General features: G+C 68.7%; 11 protein-coding genes and 3 pseudogenes. 6 read left to right on the top strand and 8 right to left on the bottom strand.

Annotated features, from left to right (window positions below):
- The first annotated feature begins 2 nt into the window (after positions 1-2).
- Entirely contained in the window at positions 3-6,992 is a 6,990-nt protein-coding gene (locus tag CRV15_RS28370) for a WXG100-like domain-containing protein (RefSeq protein ID WP_003955938.1), read from the top strand.
- Positions 6,993-7,244: 252 nt separating this feature from the next.
- Here CRV15_RS28370 and CRV15_RS28365 read toward each other — a convergent pair whose 3' ends face one another.
- The 3 genes from CRV15_RS28365 to CRV15_RS28355 all read right to left on the bottom strand — a co-directional run bounded on the left by CRV15_RS28365 (position 7,245) and on the right by CRV15_RS28355 (position 9,160).
- Positions 7,245-7,499 carry a type II toxin-antitoxin system RelE family toxin gene (locus tag CRV15_RS28365; protein ID WP_003955939.1) on the bottom strand — a complete coding sequence of 85 codons (255 nt, stop codon included), beginning with the start codon at positions 7,497-7,499 and terminating at the stop codon, positions 7,245-7,247.
- Positions 7,496-7,843 carry a hypothetical protein gene (locus CRV15_RS28360; RefSeq protein WP_003955940.1) on the bottom strand — a complete coding sequence of 116 codons (348 nt, stop codon included), beginning with the start codon at positions 7,841-7,843 and terminating at the stop codon, positions 7,496-7,498. Before CRV15_RS28360 ends, CRV15_RS28365 begins: the two co-directional genes overlap by 4 nt.
- A gap of 402 nt (positions 7,844-8,245) precedes the next feature.
- Positions 8,246-9,160: a phosphatidylinositol-specific phospholipase C gene (locus tag CRV15_RS28355; protein WP_009998847.1), complete on the bottom strand. Its 915-nt coding sequence runs from the start codon at positions 9,158-9,160 to the stop codon at positions 8,246-8,248.
- A gap of 719 nt (positions 9,161-9,879) precedes the next feature.
- On the opposite strand from CRV15_RS28355, the gene CRV15_RS37950 reads away from it, so the two are divergent.
- From CRV15_RS37950 to CRV15_RS28330, 4 genes and pseudogenes are all read left to right on the top strand, one after another.
- Entirely contained in the window at positions 9,880-10,347 is a 468-nt protein-coding gene (locus CRV15_RS37950) for a bacteriocin fulvocin C-related protein (protein ID WP_003955944.1), read from the top strand.
- Between the two features lie 674 nt (positions 10,348-11,021).
- Positions 11,022-11,726, top strand: a complete 705-nt coding sequence (locus CRV15_RS28345) for a methyltransferase (RefSeq protein ID WP_003962905.1) — start codon at positions 11,022-11,024, stop codon at positions 11,724-11,726.
- A gap of 798 nt (positions 11,727-12,524) precedes the next feature.
- Positions 12,525-13,274, top strand: a pseudogene (locus CRV15_RS37945) (DUF1254 domain-containing protein); the annotation flags it as partial.
- Positions 13,275-13,332: 58 nt separating this feature from the next.
- Positions 13,333-14,316: a DUF1214 domain-containing protein gene (locus tag CRV15_RS28330; protein ID WP_003955948.1), complete on the top strand. Its 984-nt coding sequence runs from the start codon at positions 13,333-13,335 to the stop codon at positions 14,314-14,316.
- A gap of 896 nt (positions 14,317-15,212) precedes the next feature.
- On the opposite strand, the pseudogene CRV15_RS28320 reads toward CRV15_RS28330, so the two are convergent.
- Positions 15,213-15,645 (bottom strand): annotated as a pseudogene (locus CRV15_RS28320) (ArsR/SmtB family transcription factor).
- A gap of 190 nt (positions 15,646-15,835) precedes the next feature.
- Here CRV15_RS28320 and CRV15_RS28315 point away from each other — a divergent pair.
- On the top strand, positions 15,836-16,372 hold the full coding sequence (locus CRV15_RS28315) for a hypothetical protein (protein ID WP_009998843.1): 537 nt from the start codon (positions 15,836-15,838) through the stop codon (positions 16,370-16,372).
- Positions 16,373-16,582: 210 nt separating this feature from the next.
- Here the strand turns inward: CRV15_RS28315 and CRV15_RS36965 are convergent, their stop codons facing one another.
- The 4 genes and pseudogenes from CRV15_RS36965 to CRV15_RS28295 form a co-directional block, all read right to left on the bottom strand.
- Positions 16,583-16,984, bottom strand: a complete 402-nt coding sequence (locus tag CRV15_RS36965) for an EF-Tu C-terminal domain-related protein (protein WP_230864355.1) — start codon at positions 16,982-16,984, stop codon at positions 16,583-16,585.
- Positions 16,985-17,207: 223 nt separating this feature from the next.
- A pseudogene (locus CRV15_RS37940) lies at positions 17,208-17,372 on the bottom strand (hypothetical protein); the annotation flags it as partial.
- 380 nt (positions 17,373-17,752) lie between these two features.
- Positions 17,753-18,061 carry a trypsin-like serine protease gene (locus CRV15_RS28300; RefSeq protein ID WP_003955957.1) on the bottom strand — a complete coding sequence of 103 codons (309 nt, stop codon included), beginning with the start codon at positions 18,059-18,061 and terminating at the stop codon, positions 17,753-17,755.
- Positions 18,062-18,094: 33 nt separating this feature from the next.
- Positions 18,095-18,517: a peptidase inhibitor family I36 protein gene (locus CRV15_RS28295; protein WP_009998841.1), complete on the bottom strand. Its 423-nt coding sequence runs from the start codon at positions 18,515-18,517 to the stop codon at positions 18,095-18,097.
- Between the last annotated feature and the right edge of the window lie 73 nt (positions 18,518-18,590).

The following is an 18,590-nucleotide window of genomic DNA, read 5'->3' as shown; positions in this document are numbered from 1 at the left end:
CCATGGCGATCGAGTTTCCCCCCGAGTGTGCCTGGCTGTTCGCCATTCTGACGGGCGAGGTCCCGCCCGACGGCGACGAGGACAAGATGTTCGCCCTCGCGCAGGTGCACCAGGATTTGAACGGGAAACTCAACGGGGAGTTCCAGGCGCTGGTGGCCGACGCTCTCGGCTTCACCAAGGACAAATTCGGCGGCGACGCCGCGCAGATGTACGAGGAGGCGATGAAGACCTTCCTCGGCGGCCAGGAAGGACTGGACTACTTCAAGGCGGTCGGCGACCAGGCGCAGCTGATGGCCGACTTCACCCGCAAGAGCGCCACCCAGCTCCAGTACATGAAGTACATGATCATCGCCCAGCTGGTGGCGCTGCTGATCGAGGCCGCCTTCGCGGCGGCCACCGCCTTCTTCTTCGGCGCCTCGATAGCCGTGTACATGCAGAAGATGGCGATCGTCCGATGGCTCATCAAGACGTGGATCGGCCGCGCGATCCTGACGCTGCTGACACATCAGTTCATCAACGTCGGTATGGGCGTCGCGATGGACTCCATGATCCAGTGGATTCAGCTCAACCAGGGCACACGTGATGAGTGGGACACCGATCTCACGAAGAACGCGGCCCTGTCGGGTATGGTCCAGGGCTTCCTGGCCGGTCCCTTCAACTTCCTGGGTGACCGTTTCGGCAAGTTCCTGGCGAAGCGATTCGGGCTCGACGCCGGGCCCGACCTCGGCAAGCAGATCGACGGCGTCCTGAAGAAGCCGGATCCGGATGTGCCCCTGCCGAAGGACAAGCCCGATCCGGACGTGCCCTTGTCCAAGGACAAGCCGGATCCGGACGCGGACGGCTCCACCCCGCCGCCGAACGCCGGAAAGCCGGATCCGGAGGGTGCCACCCCGCCACCGGGCGGAACGAAGCCCGAGCCGGAAGGCCCCACACCCCCGCCGCACCCCCCGAAGCCCGGGACCGAGACCCCGGAGCCCTCGCCGAAGCCGACAAAGAACGACTCCGACACGGAGAAGGCTCCTTCCCCGACACCTGCGGCTCCCTTCAGCCGGGACCTGACCGAGGCGTTCCGCAAGCACCTCCCGAACACCCACGGGCCCGCCGGACCGGTCGTGCAGAAGGAGTTCGTCAAGGACGTCGGCGAGGCGTTCCGGAAGCAGTTCGGCGACGGGGCGGGCGACGACATCGCCCGCAAGGCGGGCGAGGACTGGGCCCGCGCGCTCCTGGAGAAGACCGGCACCAAGGGGCTTCCGGACGACCTGGGCAACGCGCTCAAGCCGATCGCGGGCGAGCTGGGAGACGACCTCACCAAGGTTCTGACCAAGGGCGCCTCCGACGCCCTCGGCCTCAGCATCATGCGCACCATCGTGGAGGGTGCAGGCCGCGGTGTCTTCGAGGGCGCCCATGCCGTGGTCTCCGAGGGCATGTACAACCTGATCTTCTCGGACGAACACACCTTCAAGACGTCCGGACTCACCTTCGCCTCCGGCATGGTCGAGGGCCGCCTCGGCGCCATGATGGAGGCCGGCGGCGAGAACCTCGCCATGAACACCCGCTTGAAAATGGGCCTGGACACGCCGGACTGGGACGCCGATGGCGGTGTCGGAACGGGCCCCGGGACCGGTTCCTCGTCCGCCGCGGACGACGGCCCCGATGAGGACGGCCTCCAGTACCTGGACGTCGGCGACGACGACACGTCGCTGTACGGAGAGGACGAGGACGACCTCCAGTATCTGGACGTCGGTGAAGAGGACGCGCCGCCGTCCGGAGAGGATGAGGACGGCCTCCCGGGTGACGGACAGCCGGGCGTCCCGCCGGTCATGACTGCCTCGGGCCCGGCACCCGCATCTGCGGGGAGCAGCGGCACCGCACCCGCCACCGGTTCGCCATCTCCGGCCGGCGGGCAGTCGCCCGGCGCGAGTACATCGCAGAACACTCAGACGAACCAGTCCAACCGGCCCCCAGGGGGCTCCCCGGCGCCGTCGTCGGCGTCGGGCTCCAACGCGCAGCAACCGGCCGGGCTCTCCACCGTGGGGGACGCGCCCGCGCAGGCCCAGGAGGGGACCGACACCGCGTTGCCCGAAGCCGAACAGGGCAATGGCGGACCCGTACCGGAACAGAGCGCGAGGCCCGACACCGAGAGCACGGTCCCATCGACCACATCCTCCGACCGGACGAGCGTCGAGGACGACGGTTCCACGCCAAGCCCCTCGCCCACCGGGGACGTGACCACCGCGACAGTCGGCACGGAAGAAGCGGTCCCGCACCCACGGAGCGAGGACGCGAAGGACGACGCCCCGGCCGGCCGCGACACCGCCGAGGCGCCGCCGCTCTCCCTGATGTCGGACACCACGGGTGAATCCGCCGACAGCGACGGTGATTCCGTCTACGAGGACGCCCTGGACCACCTCGAACCGGATCAGCCCGGGGAGGAGGACACGCGGACCCCGTCGTCCACGAGCTCCGGCGGCACGAACACCCCTGTCGGGGACCCCGTGAGTGTGCCCGCTCCCAGCCCGCTCGGACCGGACCCGAGTTCTCGGCTCTCCTCCTCCGATACGGCCGACGGACCGTATCGCCGCCCCCCGAGCGCGAGTCCTTGGAGGAGCGATCCTGCGGAGGGGTCGGGTGGCACGTCCCACGGAGCGCGCTCCGCCTCCGCTGGGCTTGACGGCGGGGTGATGAGTCTGGAGGACTTCAAGAAGGCGACCGCGTCGTCCGGATTTCGTAAGAGTTCATCGATCGCCAAGGTGGACAGTGCCCTGAAGGCATTTCACGCGCTGCCACCGAACGCCGGGGAGAGGGCCCGGCTGGACGCGGCCATCGGGATCGCCAAGGCGTCCGAGGACTACGTCCAGAGCAAGATCGGGTCGGGCGAGCCCTCGGAACGCCTGCCAGGCGTGCGGAGATTGCGCGAGCAGGCGAGGACGGAGGTCGCGCGGACGGACAGCGCGATGGTCTTCCAGGTGCTGCTGACCGAGATGGACCAGGTGATGGCCGCGGGTGAGCATCCGGGATTGAAGCATCCCTGGATGACCGAGATCGCCCTGGGCGCTTCGCAGAATCTTCCGGCCGATCGCTTCCACCAGGTGATGAGTGAGTACGTCCGGGCTCTGGGCGGCCTGGGCGACCGCTCCCCGCTGCCCGAGGTGACCAGCCGGGTCATCCAGGAGGTGATGGCTGGGGAGTCCTCGGTGACGATGCAGTATCCACAGGCCAAGTCGGGTGTCACCCTCATGTCGAAGGAGGAGGAGCCTCCCGCGTTCATCTTCAATGTGGACACCCAGATCAGAAGCGGAACGTCTTTCCTCCTGGGGCACATCGCCCATGAGCTGACTCATGTCGCCGCGTTCCGGGCGTTCAACAGCAGCCCGGCGATGGAGTTGGCGCCGTTGACGTCGACCGAGCCTGAGATCAAGGCGCTGGTGCGGGAGCGCGGGGCCGCGCTCGACCGTCTGAGTCATGTGCTCGACGCGAGCCCGTTCGGGGAACCCATGCACTCTCTGCTGAAGGAGAAGCTGGGCTACGGCAGGCAGCCGGGCAAGCTCAAGGACTATGCGGACACTCTCTGGAAGTCGAAGGAGAAGAAGGACGCCCACTACCGCGAGGCCGCTGAAAAGCAGGCCGAGGCCACGGGTGTCCCACTGACGGAGCCGGTGGTCAGGGTGCCCGACGCCCGGGAGATCACGGCCACCGAGCGGGACCGTCTGAGGCTCTGGGACGGGTGGGCGGGGGACGCGTCCGGCACGCTGGTGGAGTACGACACGGTCGTCAACCAGATGCTGGTCTACCTCCACATGTGGGGCACCCCGCTGAACAACCCGTTCTACACCGAGCTGCGGGAAGCGGCCGAGACGGCGTACGCCCGCCGCGAGCACGCCCGCCGTAACCCCGCCGGCCCCGCGACACAGACCCCTCCACACGCGGGTCAACAGCCCATGACTTCGTCCTCCTCACCGATTCCGACCACCTCGGTCTCGTCGTCCGCCCCTGCGTCCGGTGTCCAGGCGTCTCAGGCCCCGGCGCCGGACAGCGCGGCCCCGGCCTGGCCCGGCCGCTCGGACCAGCCGGCGACGATGCCCTCGGCCATCAAGCCACCCACCACGGGGGATGCCGGGAGCACCGTCCGCGGGCCCGCCGCCATGCCTGCCCCAGGCACCACCCGACCCACCACCACCGACCGCGGAGCACTCGCCTACCAGCTCCTCAGTCCGTCGTCCCCCCAGGCACCGCCCCCGCCCCCGAAAGCCGACCGACCCGGTCAGGACACCCCGCCCCCGCCGCGCCCAGCGCCCGCGACCCCGCCTCAGGCCGACCCTCGCCCGCCCCGGGCGGTGGCCGAACGGACCATGCCCCCCGTCAGGGCGGACGAGCTGGCCGGCGTCGACGACGCGTCGTGGGCCGCGGTCCGCACCGAACGCTTCGATCCGGTCCTCGGCCAGAGCAACCGCAGGCCCGGTCTACTCGACGGGTCCGAGACCCTGATCCGCAACCATGTACGTCGCGAGCATTTGCAGGACGGCCGTACGGTCCGCCATTTCGTGGTCACCCTGCCCGTCAAGCCGACCGGGAATCTCGGCGACGCCGATGTGCGAGGGCTGGAGACGCGGCTCCAGAAGATGCTGGACCAGACGCTCAACAGCGGCTACAAGCTGCCTCGCTCCGGTGACCAACTGCGCGTCACGTTGGAGCTCGAACCCGTCTCCCGGCACGGAGAGGCCATCACTCTGACCCAGAGCCGGAATCCGGGCCGCGCCGATCAGCTCCACTGGGACGTCGAACACGGCGACGGCACACTCGTCCACGAGGTCCTGCACTACCTCGGGCTCCCCGACGAGTACCTGGACACGGTGGACGGCAAGAAGTCCGATGCCACCCATCTCTTCCGCAGGGACGGCCGCCTCACGGGTGTTCATGAGACCGGCCCGATGTCCAGGACGGAACGGGCGGATCTCGACGCACTGGCTGTCGACCACCTGAAGCGGATCGAGGACATCAGCGACACCGCGAACATCCCCTCACATGCGGCACACACCGTGCCGCCCCAGTCCTCCGACACCACCGGCGCGCAGCCACCTGCGCAAAACTCCCCATCGAACAGCGGGGCAGATCCGAGCACTTCGTCCCACCGTCGCTCTCGCCTTGTGCCCGACAATGATCCGGCTCATCCCGTCAGCGCGAGCCCCTGGCACGGTCATGCCGGAGCGGGACCCGGCACCGGCCAGCCCTACGGGGCGCCTTCCTCCTCCGGGGCGAACCCCGTGTTCGTACCCCCTCGTTTTCAGCGGCAAAACACATTCACCGTGCAGCAGACCTCCAGTGACTTCATTGCGAATGTTCAGGTTTCGAGTAATTATCAAGCGCCAAATGTTCTTTTGCATAATGTAAATATTGGGGATATCAGGCTCAGTAACCAGGACCGCCCTGACACGCAGTACTCCTTCCTCGACAGAGGGCAGCAGAATCACACCGTGGCCTGGACACTGATTCGTGATGCCCTGAAGTATCACGAGCATCGTCCGGCCGCCGATCTTATCGGTTATATTGAACTCGGCCTGCAAAGTCTCGATAGGCAGAACAATCAGGAATCCTATATCGACACAACCCGTGGTGCGCATGCACGTTTTTCGGAGGCGATGCGCAAGGCTGAGGAACTGCTGAGAGAGATAAAGGTCAATCAAGCTCCACTGGGTGAGTGGCAGCAGGCACTTGCCAAGTTGATCAGTCTCTACGTCGAAGCGTACCAGCTCTCCCCGTCAGCCACTTTCGGAGGTCGCTCCGGCGGGAATGCCGAAGCAAACTCCATGAGGATTCTCCGGCGTCAGAACACTCTCCCCGAGAATGAGCGGATGTCGTCCGGAGAGCTGGCAAGTTTGGTTGAAAGTCTGTACGACAGCCCACCGATTGCGAGGCATAAAGAGCACTCGCGCGAGCATCTTCTGCATGCCGTGGCAGCCCGCTTCCCTAATCTCGTATATCCATTGTCGAGCCAATATCCCGAGTACCATAATATGCGTCAGAATTATCCGGGCATCAATCAGGCGCTGGCGCAGGGTTTCTTTCAGTCTGAGTTCCTTGATTCCAGACAGGGGAACGATGCCTTGCTGGCGCGTCTCCCCTATGGTGTATTGGATTCAGGCTTTGTGGTCAATGCCGAGGTGGATCGAGACGCTCAAAACAATCTGGGGATTGCGCACCTGGAGATGAGCCGGCGGGAGCGCCCGCCCACCCAGTACATCTCTGCCCAGCGATCGCATGTCATGGCATGGTCGCTCGTCATGAACAGCACCCGTGGGGCATTGATTCAAAAGCCCGTCGCCGATGCGTTGCTATGGGTCTGGGGAAGACTCCAGCACTGTGAAGCGGCGGGAGGGCCTGTGGCGGCGCTGGACGACTGGAACGCGCTGGGGCACGGTATTCGTCAGAAATTGGACGTTGCCGAGCAGCTTCTCGCAACGGAGCCGAGTCCCCAATTCTGGTCCTCCCTGCTGTCCATGCTGATTCATGGGTGTCTCACATTGGAGAACTCAAGCAGACTTGCCACCACGGGTGGGCCGGCAGGCGACCTTGGTGCGGCCGTGGGGCATGGGGAAGCCCGGACTCACGAGCGGATGATGCATGGTGGATCCATGCAACAGGAGGAGGCCCGGGAGGTGGCGAGGGGATTCCTGGACGACGGTGCGATCCGGACCACCATAATCAATGAGATCATGAAAAATGCGGGCAGGCCGATCCGAGGTCAACCAGCCGTTGATCCGATGCTGAGGATAGAAGCGTTCAATCAGCGCCTGGACAGCGATCCAGGTATCCGGGTCATCCTGAACAACATGGCGCAGGCGGTGAGTAGCGCCTATCCGAATGTGCAGTTTGGGGATCGGGAATCTCTGGTGGATTATTGGCATGCCCGGATGCGGGCGGTACCCGATGGTGATTCAAATTCCAGTGGAACGCCTTTCAATGAAGCAGAGCGGGCGCTGCTCTGGCTTCCTTGACTGCGAGCACGAGCACTGAGGGGCACTTCTGTTGTGCTCATGGCATCCTTAGGGCCAGGAACTCCGGCACGGTGTCGGGGGCAGGCACCCGGGGCGGAGACGGCCGCAGGGGAACGATGAGTTCCCCCTGTGCGGCCTCACAGACCCCGGCGGCCGTGGCACGATGAGCCGCGGCGTAACGCCGGTCGGGTGCCGGTGCGCACTGCGGTGCGTCGCCTCCCCGGATACCCCGAATGACCCCGGGTCCGCAGGTCAGGCGGGAGCGGCGCCGACGGTGAGGACCTTGACGGCGATGCGGGGGCCGTCGATCTCGTAGGTGGCGCGGAAGTCCCCCACCCGGAGCCGACGCAGACTCGTCCCGCCCAGCTTGCTGCTGGCGGGCGGCTCGGGATCGGCGCCGAGGGCGTTCACCGCGCGGACGAACGGCCTGACCGCGTCGCCGTACTTCGCCCTCAGCCTCTTGAGGCCCTCGGTGGCCGCGTACTCCCAGACCACCGTGTGGCTCACGACACCATCTCCGCGAGCATCTGCTCGATCTCGGCCGCGCTACGGGTCGGGCCGCCCTCACCCCGGGCGCGCAGGGCGACGGCCAGGTCCGCGAACTCGACCGCAGCCTCCCGCGCCCCCTCATCGGGCGCTGCGTCCACGAGGGCCTGGATCCACCAGTGGTCGAGGAAAACGTCGAAAGCACCGCCACCACCGACGGCGCCGAGCTCCCGGTCGAACTCGGCGCGCCGCTCGGGGCGCACCGCTGCGCGCACGGCGGCGACGGTGCGGACGACGGCCTCGCCGCCGAAGCCGCTGGCCTCCCGGGCCGTGCCGACCGCGCCCGCCCAGTTCGCGTCTTCCATGCCGGTGTCCCTTCTCCTCCAGGCTCACGCTACCGCCGGGCCGATCCGGGAGGCGAGCTCACACACCCGTCGAATCACTGTGCCCCGTCACGTTCGGCAGCGGCGGGATCACCGAGCCGTGCCAGTGAACCGGTGCGTACGACGCCGGATTCCGCACAGCCGCTGCGATCAGGTCTGTCGCTGTGCCCAAGGTGCGGCGGCCAGGGTGACCGCGGTGGTGCCCAGGCCGTAGCAGACGCCGCGCAGCGCGTGCACGGTCGCGGGCCGGCGTCCCGGTGGAGACCTTGAAGCCGCTGAGGTCGTGTGGGGTTCCGCGGGAGAGGCCGGGCCCTGAGGGAGCCCGGCCTCGTTCGGCAGGCGCCACTGTGGCGTTGGCGCCTGCGCCCTGGTCCGTGTGGTCGCCTAGATGAAGTTCTTGTTGATCAGGAGGTCCAGGATGTCGGTGCGGTAGTTGGGGAAGTCCATCGGCACGATGCCGAAGCGGGCTCGCTGATGCCTTCTGGGGTCCAGGTACGCGTAGACGCTCGGGAAGATCTTCCCGGCCCCGACGGAGGGGTTGGGAATGGGGCCCTTGGCGGTGCTGGTGAAGTTGATGAACATCTTGGACGTGCTCTGGTCATAGAAGGCTTTGTCGAAATGCGCGACGATCGCGTTCCTCTTTGTATCGTCCGGGACGTTGTACTGGTCCTGGATGTCGCAGTGGTTGCTCCACCTGAGGGTGTCCCAGTCGTGGGTGAAGTCGGTGAGGAGCACGACCTTCCCGCGGGCTTGTCCCAGGGTGAGCCACGACGGGTTGGTCCGGAAGAGCGAGCGGAAGCCCATGGACGGGTCGTCCAAGTGCCAGTTGAAGCGGCGCTTGAACTCCTCCGTGTTGAGTTTGTTGCCGCCGCTGTACTCGTTCTTGATCCGCATGATGATTACTTCACCCGGGTTGCTGCTGAGGAAGTTTCTACAGTCGCTGAGAACGTCCTGGTAGCGCTTGTTCATGTAGATATCGCTGTGGTAGAGGCCCATCTCGTTCGCGGTCCCCGCCAGGCCGTTCAGACGGATATCGAGGAACCGGATGCCATTGCCGAGCTGCGTCGGCAGGTCCCAGTCCTGGCATTTCGCGACGAATCCACCCCTGGTGGAGCAGGTGTTGTGAGTACCGGGGATCGTCAGGCTGGTGATGGGCAGGCTGCTGGAGAGAGAGCCCATCCAGGACCGGTAGGCCCAGCTCGCGGCAGTGGCTGTGCTGGGGATGCCGAACGCTGCGGCGGTGGCGAGGCCGCCGGCACCGGCTCCCCACTTCAGAACGTCACGACGGGTAGCACACATCTGCACACTCCAGTTCGACAAGAGAATTACCGCATACACCGGGAGCGAACTGTTGTCCGCTCTTCCGGTGAGAGAGAGGGACCACCAGCCCCGGAGGTTGCCTCACCACCACCAACACCATCCAGCCCACCCGCTCAAGGAGACCGGCGGGACCTGGGCCGATACACCGTCAGAGACCACAGACGGTCATCAGTCGGCTGAGCACCCGGGGAACCGGCGACCGTTGATCACGCGAGCCCACCACCCCTTCACCGGGAGGCGACAGCCAGATCGTGGGCCCGGGAGGCCAAGGGGGAGCAGACCCGCGCCCGGCAGTCCACCGAGGCCCAGGCCCGTGCCGAGGCTGCCGCCACACGGCCGGTCACCGACGCCCCGGCTGCGCCGGCACCTTCGGCGGCGCAGCCCGCACCGCGCGCCCGGTTGCCGCGCCCGTCGCGGACCGTACGCCGCGACGGGCACGAGCTGATGAGCCTTGGCGCGGCGATCGGTGCGCTGATCGCCGAGTGGACCTGGGAGTTCCCGGCCGCCGGCGGCGCGCTGGGCGGTCAGCGGCCCCGACTTGGCCGGGAGGGGCGCCGCCGTACGGTTCGAGCAGGACACCCGCACCCTGCACCTGCGCCCCTGCTCCGACGCCTGCCGTACCCAGCTCACCCTCCACCAGCGCCCGTGCTGGGGGTGGCGTGCCGGTCGACCGGGAGACGCTGATCCGCCGCTGATACGTGCACCGTATCCGCATTTACCTGGCTCTAACACCGGTTACCCGGGCAGCCATCTGGCGAGAGAAGATCACCCTCTACCGTGCTGAGAGTCCGGGCCTAACCTTGCAGCAGCGCGCCGCACTGGACCGAATAGAGCAGTATACCTCCGACACCAACCGGTTTGATCTTGAGAGGGCAGCCCGGCCGTCGGCACAGAAGGAGCTTGATGCTCTCGGCAAGATGGTCTCTGCATCCTTTGGCGTGGAAGAGGCCTACCTGTTGATCGGAACTCTCGGACCGGCTCACAACACTGTGGCGCGAAACGAGAAGGCAGCAGCAGATTGCCACTGCAATGTCGGAAGTGCCGTATCCGGCTGTTCCGCGGATTTCAGCTGGTTCTGCTATAGCGGATCTTCCTGCAGCCCTTCATCCACCGGCTGTGGCTACCTTTGGCTGCAGCGATGTAACGGAATCTGCAAAAAGTGGTAGCACATGCCGAAGCAGGTTTCTCATCCGCCACTTCGCCGCGCATCAGTTGCTTTGCCGTCGAGTGCTGGTGCGCCGCCTCCGGAGGCCGGGCCCCGCCCGGCGAGGGCCGGGCCGCCGGCACGGCCTCCTACTGGCGACACCTCCGCTGGCGCTCCGGGGCTGCAGGCTGCGCCCTTGCGCGTCCCCCGGCGGGGCGGAGTGGTCCCTCGGGCGGGTTGATCGAAGGCGGTGATGGTCAAGAGCAGGCAGCAGGCAGCAGGCAGGGAGGGTGGCTCTGCGGCCGCCCGATCCGCGGGCCGTCATAGGCCCGGTCGACCCAGTGAGCGCGGCTGGACCGGCCGTCCGCCGCAGCGATCTGGCTCTGCCCTGTCGCCCCTCGCCCCTCGTCCTCGCACCGTGCGTGCTGCGCCCGGCGGGCCCGTCGCTTTCCGCCCGTTCCCGGTGCAGTTCGTCCACAGCCTCTCGCATGTGCTGGCTGGAGCGAGGGGTGGCGGACGAGTTCCGGAAGTGCCCCCGCCCGCAGTTCGGCCAGGGCGTCGTGCTGGTCGCTCTGGACGTATTGCGGCCGGCCCTCGGCGGTACGGACCCGCGGCTCCGAGGGCCCAACGCGCTCGGCCGAGGGTCCGATCACCGTGCCCCCGGGATGAGCAGCCCCTGCGGGATATATATCTCCTATGGAACAGAACGAGCTCATCGCTCTCGGCCTCCGACTGGTTCAGGCCCACGCCGTCGGTGCGGCTTCCCTGGATGAGTTCTCGCTGCTCGGACGGGACTGGACACAGTTGCCCGAGGTCTTTGCACCACACCTGACGGGCTCCACGGAGTTCTTCTCCACGCATCTGCCGTATCCCGTCGGTGGCAGCCTGCTGGAAGTGGGCAGTGGTACCGGTGTGACGGCGGTGACCGCCGCGCTCTCGGGATGCGCCCGGGTGGTGGCCGTCGACATCAGTCCTGCCGCCGTGTGCAACTCCCTGCTGAACGCGGAATGCCACCGTGTGTCCGACCGGGTCCGGGTCCTGGAGAGTGACCTGTTCGGTGCTCTGGCACCGGACGAGCGGTTCGATGCGATCTTCTGGAACTCCAATGTCATCTATACCCCGGCGGGCTTCGCCGGTTCGGGCCCGGGCGATCTGCACGGTGCCGTCTTCGATCCGGGGTACGTGCTGCACGGGCGCTATCTGCGTGAGGGGCCGGATCATCTGGCCCAGGGCGGACGGTTGCTGCTGGGCTTCAACAGCCTGGGCGACACTCCTCGTCTGACCGACCTCGCCTCCGGGCAGGGGCTCCGCATGAACTGCCTGGCCTCCGCCGCCCGTCACTCCGGTGGCACTCCGGTGGAATTCCGGCTCCTGGAGTTCGTCCCCCGTGGTGAGGGGTGAACAGGACCCTTCGCCGGATCAGGCCAGACCGGGGAAGGCCGAGGACGCAGTCCGGCGACGGGGGAGGAGCGACCCGTGGTGACGCGGCATGCCGCCCGGCCCCGGGTGGCGCGGTGTTCCGCGGCCGGGCGAGGGAGAGCGGGCCTGGGCCTCAGCGACCCACCGGTCCGTCCGCCGCAGCTCACGGACCTGTACCCGGCGGAGGAAGCACAGCATCTCCAGCTCGGCAGCAGGCTCGCGGGACCGCGGCTGGCCCGGGTGCACGGGTCAGTCCCGCCGGGAGCCGGTGCGCCGCAGGGTCCGTCGGGACAGCCGGGCTGTGTCGCGAGGGCGCGAGTGATCTCCTTGCCCCTGTTCGCGAGGAGCCGCAGCCCATGAGGCCGCGCGAGCTCGCCCAGGCCCCCCGCCCCGGGCCCGGCCGTACGGCGCCGTGCGCACGCGGACGTCAGCACCGCCGCGTCCGCTCCACCGCGGCGGCGCGGGTGGTGACTCGTTCGGGCGAACAGGGGCGGGTACGGGCCGGGGTGCCCGGGCGCCGGGTGTCCTTCGCACGGGGCGCGGTTGACCGCCTTCTGCTCCTGGACCGGGTTCGGGGGTGGGTGGAGGAGACGAAGGGATGTACGGGATGAGGGCGTGGGGTGCGGGGCGGGCCGTCCTGGCAGGCGTGGTGCCGGCCGTGGGTTCACCGGCGGCGGGGGAGGGTGTCGCTGTCGTGAGGTACGGGCCGCGGGTTCGGGGGAGTTCACCGGGCCGGGGACGTTCACGGTGCCGCAAGGGGTGACCTCGGTGACCCTGTGCATGTGGGGTGCGGGCGGCCCGGGGGCCAGGGGGCGCCAGCGGTGGCGGGGGCAGTGCGGGCGGGCTTGTCCGCTGCCCGGTGACGGTCGTCCCCGGCCAGGAACTCTCGTCCGGATCGCCAGCCCGCTGCGGGCGCTGCCCGCGCCCCGGGGCGGTGCGTTCGGCGGCAGTGGAGGGAGGCGGGGCAGGACGGCTACCCCGGTGCGGGGCGCCGGGGAGATCTGGTTCGCCCACCCTGGTGTCCTCGGACGACAAGGGCTGGCCTGCTGCCGGCCGACGCGGACGAACATGGGAGTGGGGCGCGAGGGGGCGGCGGCCGTGCCCGGGGAGTGCACCCGTGCGCCGCCGGATTCACCTTGTGACGCCGCTCCGTGCCGGGCGAGGTTGGAGACCTGGAGATCTCCGCCGAGGAAGGGATGGACGGTCATGACGGGTTCTGGGAAGCCGATGCCGGGTGAGCTGATGACGCCCACGTATGTGGCGTCGCTGGCACGGCAGGCGTATCTGTGGGGCTGGGCGCTGGAGAACGTGCACAACCGCAATGTCGTCTTCGAGCAGGTCACGGAGCCGGGGCTGGCGGGCGGGGTGATGCCGGTGGCGCCGCCGGGGCGCCTCGCGATGCTGCACGACTACATCTCCCCCGAGGAGCGGCAGGTCGCCTGCCCCAACCAGGACGTCGTCTACGGCATGGGCCTGGTCACCGTCGGCAGCGGACCGGCCGTCCTCCAGGTCCCGGACTTCGGGGACCGGTTCTGGGTCTACCAGATCGTCGACCAGCGCACCGAGTCCTACGCCCCCCCTGGGCAAGATGTACGGCACCGCGCCCGGTCTGTACCTGCTGGCTCCCGCCTCCTGGGAAGGCGAGGTACCCGAGGGCATCACCAAGGTGTACCGGTTCGACACGGCCGTCTCGGCGGTCATCCCGCGCGCGTTCATGGACGACACCGACGCCGACCGCGCGGCGATCCAGCCGGTCATCAACCAGATCATGATGTACCCGCTGGCGGAGTACACCGGGAAACTCCAGACCACCGACTGGTCCCAGGCCCCCACCCTGCCCCCCTTCGGCGGCGACGGCGGCGACAGCGAGACCCACTGGGTCGACCCCACCATCTTCTTCGACGACCTGCCCGCCCTGCTCACCGAGGTACCCGCCAAGCCGGGCGAACAGGCCCTGTACGACTGGATCGGCTCACTCACCGACCCCACCGTCACCGCGGCCCACGCCGACCTGCTGCGCGCCACCGCAGTCGCCGCCGACAAGGACCTGATCGACCCGCTCTTCCAGTTCCGCAACATCGGCGTACCGGCCGGAAACCACTGGACCACCCAGCACAACGGCGCCCAGTTCGGCACCGACTACCTCTCCCGCACCGCCATGGCGAAGGCCAACATCTTCGTCAACTCGCCCAACGAGACCGCCTACTTCTACCTCGACCTCGACGAGGCGGGAGAGCGCCTGGACGGCGACCGGACCTACACCGTCACCTTCCCCGCCGGGCAGCTCCCGCCCGCCCGGGGCTTCTGGTCCCTGACCCTCTACAACCAGCACCACTTCTTCGCCCCCAACGACCTCAACCGCTACTCGCTGGGGACGAAGAACAAGGACCTGAAGTCCAACCCCGACGGCTCCCTCACCCTGACCGTCCAGGCCACCCGGCCCGACAACGCCGACGCCAACTGGCTGCCCGCCCCCGCGGGCGAGCCGTTCTCCCTCTACCTGCGCGCCTACTGGCCCGAGGACGCCATCCTCGACGGTACCTGGACCCCGCCGGCGGCCGTCCCCGCGTAACGGCCACGCCGCGCCCCGGCCAACGGCCGTCGCTGTCCGGACCCGGCGTACATGGACCGGTTCCAGGCGCGACCGGCCGGTGGCTTCCGACCGGAACCTCCGCAGGAATCGACCAATCCACCGGCTCCGGACCCGGGCGAGCCACGCCACGCAGGAGCCCTGGCCGCTGTCGCGCAGCCCGGCCCGGTACAGCCGGGTGAGTCCGAGAGCTGTGCGGCCCATCGGGCCGGGGCGAGCACGCGGGTGCCACCGCCGCTCGCACGGGCGGCGGTGGCCAGGAACCGGGCGGCGTACAGGGCCTGCGGCCGCTCGTGGCCGACCCGCCGTTCACCGGTCCACTCCCCGTTCCGCGTCGCCGGACGGACCTGCCCGCCGTGCCAGTACAGACGGCCCGTCGCGGCGGCGTTCATCGACGCGGAGCATCGCGCATCGGACGCACGCGTGCTCGACCGGCACATCAACTTCCTGCGCCGCTATCTGTTCAACATCAAGGCCAGCGGCCCGGGCCAGGGTCTGAGGCCCCTTCGGGACCCGGACGCCGAGGACGAACAGGTCTGAGTGCCCCGCTCGGCGGATGTCGCACGGGGTCGATCGTTCACGGTGCCGTACCCGGGTCGGCGGTGGGTCAGGCCGTGGTGATGCCGGGGTCTTCGACGAGGACGCGGACACGGTGCTCGATCTCGTCCCGGATCGGGCGGACCGTGTCGGTGTCCTGTCCTGCGGGGACGTCGAGGGTTCAGTCGAGGTAGGTCCTGCCGGGGAAGGCGGGGCAGGTGTCGGGACGAGCCGTCCGAGGCCGAGCCCGGCGGCCATCGCCGTGAGAATCCACAGCGCGAGGTAGCCGTTGAGGAACGACAGCCGCCCCGCCATTCCCCAGCAGCAGGAGCGGAGGGCGCTCACGCCCGGCCCCCGGCCGGGGTCTCCACCGCGCCGGCTGTGTCGGCGGGCCCGCACCCCGCTCCGATGGTCGGAAGGATGGGGGTGCCGCCGGAGCGGGTGAGGATGCCCGCGAGACGGTCGGCCGTCTCCGGCAGCAGCCGGTAGTACACCCACGTCCCGCGCCGCTCGGAGGCGATCAGCCCCGCCTCCCGCAGCAGCTTCGGACAGTGGGAGATCGTCGGCTGGGACAGGCCGAACGCCGGGGTCGGATCACCCACGCAGCCCTCCCCGCCCGCGCGGGAGGCGATCATCGACAGCAGCCGCAGCCGCAGCAGCCGCACCGGGTCCGCCAGCGCCTTGAACACCTTTTGCCAGGACGACGGCCTGTTCCTCGTCCAGCGGCGCTGACAGCAGCCCCGGACGGCAGCTCTCCAAGGGGCAAGCTCGCACGCAGAACACCGGCAAACGTCCTGTAGTGAAATATTCTCCGGCCCGTCAAGACATATCCCTCTCTTCACGCCATCGGACGGATACTCCATCGCGGCCGGTTGGGCGTGCGCCCCGGGCGGCAGGAGTGGGTATGGCACCGCCCCGGCCGACGGGTGCGGGCCGACTCACCGCTGAAGGCAGAGGTTCCTCCATGTCCCGTTCCCGTACCGTCAGGGCGCTCGGTGTCCTCACCGCCGCCGTAATCCTGCCGCTCGCCACCCCCACCGCCCCCGCGACCGCGGCGGCTCCCGCGCCGAAGGCGGCGGCCGCCAAGGAATGGACCTGCGGCGACTCCGTCTGGGCCTACCCGCACAAACAGGCCGAGGTCGAGACCTGGGCCTGTATCGGGTACGAGAACGGCAAGGTCTGGCCCGAGCTGGGCAGCCGGTGCAAGTGGGACAAGAGCGCCGTGGGCACCAACTGGATCCTGAACTACTGCACCGCCTACGACCTCGCCTACAAGATGACCTCCCCGAGCGGAAAGGTGTACGAGGGAACGCTGCCGAAGATGCGCGGCTACCACTTCACCTCCATCGGGACCGACCTGGCCACCTGCGAGACCGGCAACTGGACCGTCAGCCTGCCCGGCTCCAAGCACGACGTGGAGAACACCACCTTCTGGGGCCAGAACGAGATCCACACGGCCAAGACCGACCAGACCCGCACCATCGACGTGCCCCACTGCTGAGACCGGCTGCCGGACGGCCTCCGGCAGAGGTGCCCGAAGTCGAAGTTTCGGGTCGAATTCTTCGGGTGGAATTACCTGCCAGGGCGGTAGTCCGGTGGTTCCGGGCCCTGTCGGTCCGTGTCCCTGACAGGCGCGGAAGGGGAGGGCCCGCGTACGGGCGGCAGGGCGGGTCGGACGCGACTGGGCGGACGGTGGCCGGTGGCGGCTCTCTCACCGGCTGGTCCGGACTGACGGGGGAGGGGCCATGCGGGGTGGCCGCGGTGGAGTGGTGTCCGGGGTCAGGCCGCGAAGCTCACCACCTTCGCCCCCGCCCACGGTGGGTCCGCCCTCCCGGACGGCGAACCGCGTTCCCGTCTCCATCACCGTGTCCTGCACCAGCTCGACGGTGAGCTGGACGGTGTCGCCGGGCGTCACCGACTCGGTCGGCCCGCCGCCGTACGGATCGGTCAGGTTGCCGGCCACGCCGGTGATGTCGGTGGTGCGGAAGTACCACTGGGGCCGGTAGCCGACTGGACGGGGGTGTGGCGTCCGCCTTCCTCCTCGGTGAGGAAGCAGACCACGGCGTCGAACCTGCGGTGGGTGGTGCCGGTGCCGGGCCCGCCGGTGGGGCACTGGCCTCGTTCGACGTCCCCGGGCCCGGTGTCCCGCAGCAGGCGGACGCTGTCGCCGGGCCGGGCCCCTCGGCGGCCGTGCCGCCCACCTCGATCCCGGTGACCGCGGTGAAGGACCTGCCGTCCTTGAAGCCGATGATGCCGCCCAGGGTGTCGGGGGCGGTGCCGTGCTCACCCGCCACCACCGCCGTCCGCCTGAGCTCGGCGTTCGCGACGCAGTGGACGGCGGTCAGGGCGTACCGGGCGGAGACGACGGATGCCCCGCAGAAGACGCGCGTCCCCGGTGTCGACGATCCCGAGTATCCAGGGGACTCGTGGACTGCGGTCTCCTGGCCGCTGACGATGGCGGGTGCGCAGGCAGGTGTCGTGGTCACCAGGTTCAGGGCCATCGCCAGGACGGCCAGGGCCCCTGTGCGGCCGCTGGTGGCGAAAGCATCGGCCCTTCGGTTCGGGATGTCGTCGTGGAATTCGCCCCGGGCCGGTCCGGCCGCCGGGAGGCTCCACCATGACGGGTACCGGGCACCCGGTGCCGGGGGTCGCACACTCCCGGCCGGTGCCGGGAACGCATCCCTTCTCCTGCCGGGACCTGCCTGGCCGGAACCGGGAGTCCGGCCCCCGGAGGAGTGACGCGCCTGATCAGCCGCGTTCAGGACGTTGTGGCAAACCGTCCCGCGGCGCCACCCGGCTGGCCTGCGGCATCAGTTCCGACACGTCTGCCCGGCGGCACCCCCGCGCCTCCCGGGCCGTACCCGGCCGGCCCGGCGGCCCGCTACAGGCTGTATCCGGCGATGCGCCTGATCCAGGGAGTGCAGGTGCTGACTTCCGTGCAGACGCCGGGGGAGTCCGGTGGGGTGCGGTCCCAGCCGTCTCCGTAGCTGACGATGCCGACGAGGGTGTGGTCGAGGAGTTGGTTGTGGATGCGTTCGTTTCCCGGGGACGATTCGTAGGCGGGCTGGACGAGCGGGCCGCCGCTGTCTCCCTGGCAGGTGCCCTTCCACGGTCCCCCGGCGCGGAACTGGCGGTCGCCGTAGTAGTGAGAGGAGCTGTAGCGCTTCCTGTCCGACAGCCTCCCGCCCACACGGCCACCACACCCACCGAGCTGACGAAAAGATCAGTGGCAGACGGGATGGGGTGTGATGGTGTACGAGGAGACCTTGTCGTTGAGGTGCCCAGGGAGCAGTGGGGATGACCCGCCGGGCGGAATCGAGTTCATCATGCAGCCGCTGCGGTAGTCGGCGTCGGGGTAGAGGGTGACGTACCAACTCGTACGGTTCCAGTACGAGGTGGCCTTGTCGTTGAAGGCGTTGCTGACGTAGGGCAGGCTCTGGTTCGTCGAGACGAAGGAGCCCTCGTAGTTCATGTGCTCCCAGGCGCAGAACCAGGAGGCACGGCAGTCGCTGGGGCTCGCTGACGCCGCCGGTGCCTGGACGGTTCCGAGGGCGAAAGCGGCGACGAACGCGCCGGTCAGGGCCGCCAGTCGTAAACGAACAGGGGCTTTCCGCTTCTTCACGAAGGTCTTCGTGGGGTTTTCCACGGGAATTCCTCTCCGGGGGCGGGGCGAGCCCGCGTCGCCGTGTGTCGTCCGTACCCCAACCTGCACGGCGGCG

The organism is Streptomyces clavuligerus (assembly GCF_005519465.1).
GTDB lineage: Bacteria > Actinomycetota > Actinomycetes > Streptomycetales > Streptomycetaceae > Streptomyces > Streptomyces clavuligerus.
The sequence above is the reverse complement of the archived record's forward strand: the minus strand, read 5'-3'. Positions and strand labels throughout refer to the sequence as shown.